Here is a 12,677-nt window from a genome sequence, read left to right on the forward strand (position 1 = left end):
ATCCGCTACCATGAGCACTGATCATCCCATTCTCGCCCAACTTAACGAAAGCCGGCGCGATGCCCTGGTGCAGTTCTATCTGGGCCAAATCGTCCCCGCCGAGGGTACTGCAGCCGGGCAACTCGTGACGCCGGAAGATCTCTATCAGTATCTGTTGTTGGACAACCAGGTGAGCGCTAAGGTGACGACTTCCTGGGTAGCCGAGGCAATTGCCAGTCTGCAGCAGTACATTCACAGTATTTATAATGGTATGGAGCCAGGGCACCTAGCGGCCTACGAGCGTGAGGAAGTCGAGAGATGGCGAAATTGGGAGGCGCGCTATTCCATTTGGGCCGCCAATCAACTATTGCAATCCTATCCGGAAAACTATATTGATCCGACGCTGCGCATTAAAAAAACCGAGATTTTTAGAGAGTTCGAGTCAAAAATCGGTCAAGCGCGCATTAACAGTGATCGAGTGCGCGATGCGGCACTGGACTATTTACGACGTTTTGAGGAGGTCAGCAATCTCCAGGTGATGACGGGCTATATCGATGGTCCGAGCCATCAGGATGCGGATTACTACTTTGTCGGGCGAGAAAAAATTGCTCCCCACCGTTACTATTGGCGAAAAGCACGTGTGCAGATCGAGCCAGATAACACTCAACTCAATCCAAGCGTTTGGGACGAGTGGAAACTGATTGACCTCGCTTTCAGTGAAGAGGTCACCCACATTCGCCCGGTTCGCTCGGGCGGGCGGCTTTATATCGTCTGGGTCGAAAAACATCTCGATGTCAAAAAGCTGGAGAAAGACCAGGAGCCGTCCTATGAATATGATTATGTACTCAAGCTGGCTCACCTGGATCTGAACGGTCAATGGTCTGTGCCGATGACCGTGAAGACGATAGCAGGCCAAGATAACGAGTCATTCAAATTGCTCGCTATCGCGTTTGAGAGCCTCGCGTCGAAGAGCGCTACCCTGGCCGTGGCATTGACCCGAACTGGTGAAGGCGGTGAAGCAATCACGCTTGCATGGAATGCAGTCTTTGATCGGATCGAACTGACTTCCGGTCAGGAAAATCTTCTCAAAGGCTTGGCGGTGAATCGGTTCGATCAGGCCGAGCGCCTACAAAATCGGTTTGTCAGCTGGGAGAGTGTTTTCGATGGGATTGAATTCGAAGTCGAGTCCGTCAGAGTCAATGACAATCCTGCCCAGGAATATGGTATTACCTGGCCGCCACACCAACCACCAGGCGGCATCAATCAATACCTGGAGCTGCAAGTCGAGTGTTTCAATGAAAATAAGAAAGCAAAAAGTACGTATGAGGTCGATTTTAATGTGCGAGGGAGATGTCATGCCGTGCGAGAAATTCGGCGGATTGAAACGCTTCAGGTCCAGCTCGTCCTATTCAGCGGAATTCTGTTGAAATCTGTCTTGGAAATTCGGCCTAATAGCTGGGATTCAGCGCGACCCAGTCGGGCCACGTTTTCTATTTCCAGAATTTTATCGGGCATTGCTTTCGATGCCGAGCTGCTTTATGGCGAGAGTGAACTACCCCTCGCTGAATTGAGTTTTGCTGCGCGTGATCAAGGGCCCAAAACTTACACCTTTGATTTGCCAGAAAATATTGAAAAAGATATTCTGAAAATGTCAGCCCAACAGATTCGTGATGGTGCGTCGTTTTCATTTAGACTTAAAGGTGTTTCCCAAAAAACACCGCTGGCATCCAGCGAGAATCGATTGGTGACTTACAGGCAAGATTTTCAGTCGGTGCCATTTAAGATCTGGTCGCGCACCGGGGACAAATTTGAAAATCAGAAAAAGTTAGACCAAGCCGACACATCGCTGACCCTGAACGGCGGCGCCGTGACCCATACCGCCAGTGTAACGACCACATCCAGCCCAAACTGGCCTTACAGGCATGCGTTTATCTTTGGCGTTAGTAAAGAAGACGACCCTTCTTATGGCTATAACTGGTTTGATGTCACGCTTAAGGAAAAACCCCAAAAAGGGCCATGCATTATCGATACGGCGGATGGTGAGACTTTCCTTAATGGCGCACAATTCCTGGTGTTTAATAACGATGATTTGGCACTCAAATATGTCCGGCTTAATACGTTGTTTGTTGGGCAGTTGATCCAACGGGCGTCATTCTCGCTCGAGCGGCTATTGCATTGGGATACCCAGCATATGGAGGAGCCTGGTACGCCGGACGAACCCAATAAGCCGGTATGGATGGACTTTAACGGCGCCAACGGCCGTTATTTCTGGGAACTGTTCTTTCATATCCCCCACTTGGTAGCGCATCAGCTGACGCGGGAGTTGAACTATGCCGATGCGCAGGACTGGTTGCACTATCTATTTAATCCCAGTGCGCCCGTCATTCCGGCCGAACACGCTACGCCCAGCTATTGGCAAGTGCGTCCGTTGATGGAAGAGGGGGATGCCAGCTACGAAATCGATGGGCCCACGGATCCGGACGCGATTGCCTATAGCTGTCCCGAGCACTATTGCAAGAAGGTCTACCTGGACTATGTGCATAATTTGATCGCCTGGGCGGACGCGTTGTACCGACGCTTAACGCGCGATAGCCTGAGCGAAGCCAAGCTCCTGTACGTGCGGGCATTGTCGTTGATGGGTAACGCGCCCGCATTCCGCGGAGTCAGCCGTTGGGATCCGGCCAAGTTGGTGGAACTGTCGCCCTCAGATGCCACCGCTCTTAATACTTTCGAGGTGAGCCTAAATAGTGCCACGCTGGCCAATCTGCCACTCCGGCCCGGTGGGCCCGTTATGTTAGATTTGCTCGATGCACCAGCGTTTCGCCTGCCGCTTAACCAGCTATTACTCGACGTTTGGGACACGCTGGCGTTCCGGCTCAACAACTTGCGTCAGAATCTCACGATCGACGGCAAGCCAATGCATTTGCCACTGTTTGACGCGATTGCTAATCCACGCGATCTACTACGGGCGCAAGCTGCTGGCGCGGGCTTCGGTCAACGCAATCCCGGCGGACATTTGGTTATTCCACCGTATCGTTTCCTGGCAATCTTGCCGCGCGCACAAAACGCCATCGAAACCTTATGCCGCTTTGGCGATCAAGTCCGTCAACTGATGGAGTTAGGTGACCGGAGCCAACAGGAGGAGTTGCAGCAGCGCCATCTCATTGAAATGGCGGATTTTGCTGAACGGCTGCAGCAAGACTATGTCGAGCATGCTGAAGCCACCAAAGCTTCGTTGCAGGCTAACCAAGCGACCTTGGAACTGCGTGTTGCTTACTACCGAGAACTGGTTGAGCAAGATGTTTCACCTGCGGAGACGGCAGCGTTGGTGATGACCAACTTGAGTCAGACTTTGCAGGCTGCAACCAGCGCCATCTCGGCGGCGGGTGCTGCCGCTTCGCTTGTGCCGAATGTATTTGGCTTGGCGAACGGCGGCTCTCAGTACGGCGCGCCATTTCAAGCGGTCGCTTATGGTTTGTCGGCCCAATCGTCGGTGGCTCAGATCGTGGCCAGCAATTTGGAAATTTCGGATCGTTATCGCCGCCGGCGAGTCGAGTGGGAACACCAACGGGACCTGGCCGAAAAAGAGGTCGAAGCTTTGCAGGCGCAGATTACCGCGCAAGATGCCCAGATTCAAGCAGCCCAAACCGCGCTAGCGCAGCAAGGTCGCGCCAGAACTCAGGCCGAGGAACTCTACGCGTTCTTGAGTCAGACGCGCGGCAGCAAAGTGTCCCTTTATCGTTGGCTACACAGCCAGATGGCTACTTTGTATTTCCAGGCCTATGACGCGGTTACCGCCTTGTGCCTGTCCGTACAGGCGTGCTGGCAGTACGAAATTGGCGACTATGACACGCATTTTATTCAGCCTGACGTGTGGTTTGACAACTATCATGGGTTGACGGCAGGCGAGGCGATGAAACTAGCGCTCCTAAAGATGGAGTCAGCATTCGTGCATCGAAATGAGCGGAAATTGGAGCTGACCAAAACCGTGTCGTTGCGCGAGCATCCTGACATAGACTGGGATGATGCGGTTGGCAAGCTGAACGAGAGCGGCCAGCTGCCCTTTGCCTTGACTGCGAAAATGCTGGACGAAGATCATCCGGGATTATATCTGCGGCAGCTGCTAAGCGTCTCTGTCACGATTCCCGCGGTGATCGGCCCCTACCAGAATATTAATGCGCGATTGCTGCAAGTCTCCAGTCAAACGGTGATCAAGCCAGATATTGCGGCAGTGCGCTACACCCATAACCCGGAAGATAAAGAAGCCAATTCGACACATGTCCGGTTCAATCTTAGGCCGACCGGCCAGATTGCCCTCTCTAGCGGCCTTGATGACAAGGGCATGCTCCAGATGAACTTTGACGATGGACGCTACCTGCCCTTTGAAGGCACCGGAGCCATCTCGCAATGGATGCTCGAATTTCCGCGCCCCACATCGATGCCGCAGAAAGACCTCTTTGAATCGATGACCGACATCATCATTCAATTCCACTATACGGCAGTCGATGGCGGACGTGACTTTGCTAAATTGGTAGAACCGTTAGTGCCAGTACCTGAACCGACCCCAACCCCGACTCATTGAGTGCGGGCTTGAACGGGCCGGCCCCTTAATCCATTGATCAATATATTATGACGACACCACGCAAAATTACCCAGCGGAGCCTTATCCAAAATGGTGGCTTTGAAGAACATTATTATGAGGAGGGGTGGGAAGATCATCCTGAATATCCTAATCAAGTTCTCCAAAAAGAAGATATTCAATCGAAACGAAGGTATCTGCACTTCATTTGCGGCATTATCAAGCAGCGATTCTCTTTGCCTGTTAACCCAACCAAACTCGACGCTGAGCAAGGTCAGGGATATCTTCTGTCCTTTGAGTATCAGCCTACCCTCACACCTTCGCCGGATGAGGAACCCTATATTGAACTGTGGGCGCGTGGTGTAACCAATGACAAGCTCGAGCATTCACTGATTGCACCGGGCATTGCTGCGTCAACGGCACCGCAAAATGACACGGATTGGCTACCTTACCCTCCGGTTTTTTTTACATTATACAAAGACGGTGATGACGCGTTCGAGATCCGTTTTGCCTCGGGGAAAAATAAGGAGCGAGGGACATGTGTCCCAGAAGCGATGGACTTTGTCGAGCCGGCGGCAGTGAATTGGCCCTTCGGCATCGGACAGCTGCATCTCGGCGGCACAGCCCCGGGACAAGATCTACCCGGGGTTGCGGTGCATCTGCATTTGCCGGCGCTGCAATTAAAGGAAGACGGTATTCGGATTGCTCTCGACGGCCATCTAGCGAGATGGTTACCCGACGGCAGAGTACCAATCTGCCGTGGGGCCACGCATACGCTTGAACTGACGCCTCGGGATGAGAATGGCTGGGCAGGCGATGGCCCTTATCCGGGCACCCACGTTTATGCTGACTGGGAGAATGCCGAAGAGGCCGAGCGGCTTAGCGTTACCCTGCGTGCGACCAAGCCTGAAGAGGACGGCGAGCAGCCGGTCACTGCGCCATGGACCATCGAGTGTGGCAATCAGGCAAGCGGTTTACTGAGCGCCGACATTGAGAGCATTTACGATGCCCCAGTCTTTACGCTGCCGTGTGAAGTTGGGCATTTTAAACTGGTGATTCAGGATCATGGTCAGCCAGAACGTCATTGGCCAATTATTCCGCAAAACGAGAAGGTTGAGTTGGCCGTGCAAGTATTTAATCCCAAGGCCAACGGGTTGGCCGATGGCGTGACGGTGACTTGGTGCACGCCCGACGGACAAGACCATTCAGCGGATACCGGTGAAGACGGCTGGGCGCGTTACCTATATCAGCCTACGGCAGACAACACCACAGTCAAGGCGTCAGTCGATGCGCCGTATAACCCAGAGCCCGATAAATATGCGTTCAACAACGTGCGCGCCATCCCCACGTTGCCCTGGGGGCAGTTCAAGATCACGTTGGACGGTGACTCCGTCACGCCCGAGACGCCTCTCTCGCTCAACTGGGGCAAAGCGCATGAACTCCGAATTGAGCCCAGCGACCAATGCGTGTTGGTAGGCGAAAAGGTCGAGTTGAAATGGCTCAATGAGAATGCCTCTTCTGGCGTCACATTCTCGCCTCCGTTAGAGCAACCGGGGGCAATGCCTGCGGAAGGTCTCTGTTGGGAAGTGCAGTGCGATGAAAACGCTGCTGGTGTAGTTGAATTGGCGTTTTCGTGTGAGCGCATGGCGCCATCCCTTGAGTTCAAAGTGACCGTCGCCAACTTTGGGATTAGCACATTACGCATCGCTTCCCGAACCGAACAAGAGGCGGGGACGGACCCTTTCGATTTGCCTTACGTGAGAGAGAACGCGCTGCTCTATGTAAGAAAAATCCAGCCGAGCGTATAGCTGAGCTAACCGTAGCATTTTATCTATCTTATTACTACAACAGAGGGACTTATGCCTAAACTTGCAACCAAAACACTTCAGGCCAATATTGACGATACGGCTATACTAACTTTGCCGCGCACCGCGGACGATTTGAAGGAAGCATTTGAAACACACAAAATCCCGCTGCAGGAGGATTTTGCGGATCTCATCGATATGGCTCATGCAGGGCAGCTTGCCGCTGGCGCTGCAGCGGGACAAAATGGGCCTGGTGCAGGTTTAATACGCCAATCAGATGATGCACCACTGGAAGTCAAAGTTGCGACAACGAACCCTGGGCTGTCGGTCGATACGGACGGGCTGAAGGTGGGGGCCGGAAATGGCATTTCAGTCACGGGCGCTAGTGTAGCCGTCAAGGTGGCAGCGACGAACCCTGGGCTGTCGGTCGATACGGACGGGCTGAAGGTGGGGGCCGGAAATGGCATTTCAGTCACGGGCGCTAGTGTAGCCGTCGGAGCGGGCGACGGGATCAATGTTTCGAGTGCGGGTGTAGCTGTCAAAGTTGCGACAACGAATCCTGGGCTGTCGGTCGATACGGACGGGCTGAAGGTGGGGGCCGGAAATGGCATTTCAGTCACGGGCGCTAGTGTAGCCGTCGGAGCGGGCGACGGGATCAATGTTTCGAGTGCGGGTGTAGCTGTCAAAGTTGCGACAACGAATCCTGGGCTGTCGGTCGATACGGACGGGCTGAAGGTGGGGGCCGGAAATGGCATTTCAGTCACGGGCGCTAGTGTAGCCGTCGGAGCGGGCGACGGGATCAATGTTTCGAGTGCGGGTGTAGCTGTCAAAGTTGCGACAACGAATCCTGGGCTGTCGGTCGATACGGACGGGCTGAAGGTGGGGGCCGGAAATGGCATTTCAGTCACGGGCACTACTGTAGCTGTCTCAACCGAGGTATTGTCTAAGCTGGTCTCTGTTGAGGCGTTCGAAAATTTAATTGAATCTGACCGCGCTAGAATATTTAATCTCTTATTTGAAGCGCAGCGCGAGCCAGGAGACTTTGAAATCAGCAGTGCAATTTGTGAAGAAATTGAGCTGTCACATTATAAGCTTTCAGTAGCCTGGACTGCTTCACAGTATGCGAGCGAGTATACAGTTTCTGCTGGACTTACAAATGAAACCATTGAGGAGACTTCCATTGTCCGATGGAGCCGACAGAATCTTGTTGGTCAGACCGTGACGGTTACGGCGAGCTTAAATGGAAAGGAGAAAACGAAGACAAAAACAATAACTGGATAATAACTAGCCCCCAAAGCTTCGAATTCGGCCGAGAAGGCAATGCGTGTTAGTAGGAGAAAACGTTGATTTGAAAATCAATAAGGACACTTCGTTTGGTGCCACCTTCTTTCCCCCCATTGGGGGAGTTGAGCGTGGCACTGCTTGCGCGATCTAATGCCGAGGATAACGAAGCCGGTGGACTGTAAGACGCTAGGGACGGGAATGATGGCGAGTCTCATTGACCTCCATCACAGATGATAATCCTATAGACCTGATGATTTATTCGGTCAATGAAATGGCTACAAAATAACTTTAAATAAACTAGGCGCCCGGGAAATTTAGTCGGTTAATGGCTGAGCAGAGTTCACCGGCGTGCGCTTAGGAGGCACAATATGGCGAAAGAACAAAGAAGCGTGACGCTTGCCCCTCCTTCAATGCTTAAAGGTGGTGGTGCGGTTCAGGGAACGGGCGTACCTTTCAGTCCTGAGCACTGCGTAATCTTATCCTAGCTTGAATAGCATAGGCCATTGGGGCTTATGTAAGGAGTTCTTATGCAAAACGCACAGACGCTGTCTGTCACGACATTATCATTGCCCAAAGGGGGCGGAGCCGTCAGTGGCATGGGGGAGAGCCTCAATACGGCGGGTCCCAACGGTCTGGCTTCGTTGTCTCTGCCCTTGCCGGTTTCTGCCGGACGCGGTGTAGCGCCGGGCCTGTCACTGACCTACAGCAGTGGTGCGGGCAATGGACCTTTTGGTATGGGCTGGCAATGTGGTGTGATGAGTATTAGCCGGCGTACGCAGCACGGTGTACCGCGCTACGATGAGCGGGATACATTCCTATCTCCTTCTGGTGAGGCGATGGTGGCGGCTGCTGTCGAAGACGGACGACTCGGCAGTCACCAGAGCCATACCCTGCAGGGTATTCGCTTATCATCGACGTATACTGTAACCCGCTACCATCCCCGGCAGATACAAGATTTTAGCAAGCTGGAATTTTGGCAACCTGTTGAGAACGACGCTGTAGCGCCGTTCTGGTTGATGAGGACGCCCGACGGCCAGACGCATATTTTTGGTAAAACTGCACAGGCCCGGATAAGCCATCGTCATGAAGACGATCAGGTTGATCAGATTGCCCAGTGGTTACTTGAGGAAAGTGTCACCCCTACAGGGGAGCACATTTACTACCAGTACAAAGCGGAAGATGGCGTGTCCTTTGACGAGGAAGAGAAAACGCGTCACCCCAATGCAGGGGGGCAAAAGTACCTGTATCAGGTCAATTACGGCAACATCACCTCGCAGGACAGTTTGTTTGTATTGGAAGAGGAGATGCCTTCCCTTGAGAGTTGGTTATTCCATCTGGTCTTCGACTATGGAGAGCGGAGCGACAGCTTGGATGAGATTCCTCCATTTACGACTGCCAAGGCTTGGCCATGTCGTCTGGATAGTTTCTCTCGCTATGAGTATGGCTTTGAGCTTCGTACCCGGCGCTTGTGCAGACAGATACTGATGTATCATCGTCTGCAATCCCTAGCTGGTGAGGCGCCCGATACGGAGGAGCCCGCTCTAGTGTCCAGAATGATACTGGACTATGACCCACAGGGCTGCGTGACGACGCTGGTTGCGGTGAAGCAGGTTGGGCATGAACCGGATGGCACACCGCTTGCACTGCCTCCTCTGGAGTTCGATTATGCACGGTTTGAGCCGGATCCCATCCCGGACTGGCAAGCCTTTTCGGCTCTAGACAATTTCACTGCACAGCATCCTTATCAGTTAGTTGATCTCATGGGGGAAGGCCTGCCAGGAATACTGTACCGGGACAAGGGGGCGTGGTGGTACAGAGCCCCTCAACGCAAAGAGGGGGGGGACCCGAATGAGGTCAGCTATGGCAAGATGATGTCGCTAGATATTCCTTCATTGCAAGGCAATGTGGCATTGATGGATATCAATGGTGACGGTCAGATGGACTGGGTTGTTACCCAGCCCGGGGTGCAAGGATATTACAGTCTACAGCCTGGTGGACAATGGACACGTTTTAACACGCTTAAGGCTTTGCCTGTAGAATATTTCCATCCCCGAGCTCAACTGGCGGATTTGGTGGGCGACGGTTTGCTTGACCTGGCGCTGATTGGCCCGAAAAGCGTGCGTCTGTATGCCAACTTGCGGGACGGTTTTGCCCGCGGGCAGGATGTTGTGCAATCTGACGGAGTAACACTGCCAGTGCCGAGTGCGCAGACCCTGGTGGCGTTCAGCGATATGTTAGGCTCCGGACAACAGCACTTGGTTGCCGTTAGTGCACAAGGGGTCACCTGCTGGCCCAACTTGGGGCACGGCCATTTTGGCCAGCCTCTGGCGATACCCGGGTTCAGCCCGCCTGCGAAGCCATTCAATCCTGACTACGTTTTTCTTGCTGACATTGACGGCTCTGGGGCGACAGATTTGATTTATGCGTTGTCAGACCGGCTAGAAATTTATCTCAACGAGAGCGGTAACCGGTTTAGCAAACCGCTTATTGTCTCCTTACCTGACGGGGTGCGTTTTGACAATACCTGCCTGTTGCAGATCGCTGATATCCAGGGACTGGGGGTGGCTAGTTTGGTATTGACGGTACCCCATATGGCTCCTAGTCACTGGCGTTGTGATCTGACGAAGGATAAGCCCTGGTTGTTAAATATCATGAACAACAATATGGGAACGCACCATGTACTGCGCTATCGCAGCTCGGCGCAGTTCTGGCTGGATGAGAAAGCGAAGTTGGCCGAAGAAAAAACCGCTGCCTGTTACCTACCATTCCCGATCCATTGCCTATGGCAAACCGACACACTGGACGAAATTACCGGCAACCGATTGGTCGCCACGCTGAGTTATGCCCATGGCGCCTGGGACGGCCGCGAACGTGAGTTTCGGGGGTTTGGCTATGTTGAACAACGTGACACGGATAAGCTGGCGACCGGCAGCGCACCAGAACGCACTCCCCCTACCTTGACCAAAAGCTGGTTTGCCACCGGTCTATTGGCCGTGGATGAGGCGTTGGTAGAAGAATATTGGCGCGGTGATGAGCAAGCGTTTACCGGGTTTACTCCACGCTTCACCAGCTGGTCAAAGGGTGCGGATGATCCTTTTGAACCGGAGGATGAACACCAAACCTACTGGCTGCAGCGGGGGCTGAAAGGACAGTTATTGCGCAATGAGCTTTATGGACTGGATGAAGCAGACAATGCGCAGGTTCCCTATACGGTCAGTGAGTCACGTTATCAGGTCCGATGTCTGCCAGCGAGTGGCGACACTCCGGTGGTACTGGTCTCCACTATCGAAAGTCGCAGTTACGTTTATGAGCGTATCACCAGCGACCCACAATGTACTCACAGCATCCAACTGCAGTTGGATGCCTTTGGGTTCCCGATCCGCAGCGTAGACATCGCGTATCCTCGGCGGCCGAAGCCGGCTTCCAGTCCTTATCCGCCCTCTTTGCCTGCATCCTTGTTTGACGACAGTTATGATGGCCAACAACACCGGTTGCGCTTAATGCTGCAACGCAACAATTGGCATCACCTGACAGAGAAGGAAGACTGGGTGTTAGGTATTGCCAATGGGCAACGCAACGATGCCTACGACTATGCAGAGAGTGCAGTCCCCTCGAGTGGATTGACGCTGGAGCTCTTGCAGAAAGAAGACAGCTTGATAGCAGACGGAAAGCCACGAACGTATCTGGGCCAGCAACGTGTATTCTACACTGACGGGAAGATTGTGCTTGATGAACCCACTACGGTGCCGGTACTGGTTGCCTTCACCGAGTCGGCTATGCTAGATGAGCCATCCCTGGCGGCATTTGATGGCGTGCTGACAGAGGAGGTTCGGGATCAAGCCTTAGAGCAGGGCGGATATGTGCAATCTCCCCGCCTGTTTGATGGCGGCTCGGCAGAGTTGGTCTGGTGTGCCCGACAGGGGTATACGGATTACGGTTCGGCTGCCCAGTTCTGGCGTCCGATGGCTCAACGCAATACCCTGCTGACAGGCAAAACGTTGCTGGACTGGGATACTCATTACTGTGCCGTTGTTGTGGTCACGGATGCTGCCGGGTTAACCTCGCAGGCCGAGTATGACTACCGTTTTCTTATTCCAATTACGCTCACGGATGCTAATGATAACCGGCAGGCGGTGACGCTGGATGCATTAGGGCGAGTCAGCAGTCAGCGTTTTTGGGGTACAGAGGCCGGGAAGGTAAGTGGTTACTCTACACCACAAGCGCAACCATTTACCCCGCCAATGACCGTCGAGGCTGCTCTGGCGTTGACACCAGGCATTCCGGTGGCGCAGAGCTTCACCATTGTGGCGGATAGTTGGATGCCACAGTTTTCTGATGCGCAAATAACGTCTCTGTGGCGAGATGCGGAGGAAGCTTGGCATTCCCTGATACACCATAAGGTGATGACGAAGCGCGGGCAACTATGCCAGCTGGCATATCAGCGCTGGGTGAAGCGCCAACCCATTGCCGAAAGAGCGTTGATCTCGCTGGCGGCGCTAACCCGACAGCCGCCTCATATTTGTCTGGTGACGACAGACCGTTATGACTCTGACAATGCACAGCAGTTGCGTCAGCAAGTGTCGTTTAGCGACGGGTTCGGGCGTCCTTTGCAAAATGCAATGCGCCATGCACCGGGGTTGGCTTATCAGCGGACAGAAGAGGGGCATCTGGTTGCCGATCAGGTAGGCGCTGCTCGTGTCGAGGAAACTAACACTCGTTGGGCAGTAACAGGCCGGGTCGAATATGACAATAAGGGGCAGGCTGTGCGTGCCTATCAACCCTATTATCTAAATGATTGGCAATACGTGAGTGACGACAGTGCCCGCAGCGAGCTGTTTGCGGATACGCACTTTTATGATCCGCTGGGGCGGGAATATCAGGTGCTCACGGCCAAGGGGTTTGTACGCCGTGCTCAGGCATTTCCTTGGTTTACCGTTAGCGAAGATGAAAACGACACGGCCGCAGAAATAGGGGCCTTCAACGGTTGAGGAACAGATCGCTGGATCTAGTTTAATCCAGCTTGCTGACTA

The 12,677-nt window shown here is 53.5% G+C and carries 4 protein-coding genes; all 4 read left to right on the forward strand.

What is annotated here, in order from left to right:
* The first annotated feature begins 10 nt into the window (after window positions 1–10).
* Window positions 11–4,561 carry a neuraminidase-like domain-containing protein gene (locus NQD60_RS04205; protein ID WP_257101189.1) on the forward strand — a complete coding sequence of 1,517 codons (4,551 nt, stop codon included), beginning with the start codon at window positions 11–13 and terminating at the stop codon, window positions 4,559–4,561.
* 47 nt (window positions 4,562–4,608) lie between these two features.
* Complete coding sequence (locus tag NQD60_RS04210; protein WP_257101190.1) at window positions 4,609–6,366, forward strand: hypothetical protein; 1,758 nt, start codon at window positions 4,609–4,611, stop codon at window positions 6,364–6,366.
* Between the two features lie 51 nt (window positions 6,367–6,417).
* Window positions 6,418–7,644: a hypothetical protein gene (locus NQD60_RS04215; protein ID WP_257101191.1), complete on the forward strand. Its 1,227-nt coding sequence runs from the start codon at window positions 6,418–6,420 to the stop codon at window positions 7,642–7,644.
* 530 nt (window positions 7,645–8,174) lie between these two features.
* Window positions 8,175–12,635 (forward strand): SpvB/TcaC N-terminal domain-containing protein, encoded by a 4,461-nt coding sequence (locus NQD60_RS04220; RefSeq protein ID WP_257101192.1) that lies wholly within the window; start codon window positions 8,175–8,177, stop codon window positions 12,633–12,635.
* Window positions 12,636–12,677: the final 42 nt, after the last annotated feature.

The sequence above is a fragment of the Mycoavidus sp. SF9855 genome (assembly GCF_024582735.1).
Lineage (GTDB): Bacteria > Pseudomonadota > Gammaproteobacteria > Burkholderiales > Burkholderiaceae > Mycoavidus.

Excerpts from the sequence above, each read along its gene's own strand:
- NQD60_RS04205 (WP_257101189.1), top strand. The coding sequence starts at position 11 with ATGAGCACTGATCATCCCATTCTCGCCCAACTTAACGAAAGCCGGCGC.
- NQD60_RS04210 (WP_257101190.1), top strand. The coding sequence starts at position 4,609 with ATGACGACACCACGCAAAATTACCCAGCGGAGCCTTATCCAAAATGGT.
- NQD60_RS04215 (WP_257101191.1), top strand. The coding sequence starts at position 6,418 with ATGCCTAAACTTGCAACCAAAACACTTCAGGCCAATATTGACGATACG.
- NQD60_RS04220 (WP_257101192.1), top strand. The coding sequence starts at position 8,175 with ATGCAAAACGCACAGACGCTGTCTGTCACGACATTATCATTGCCCAAA.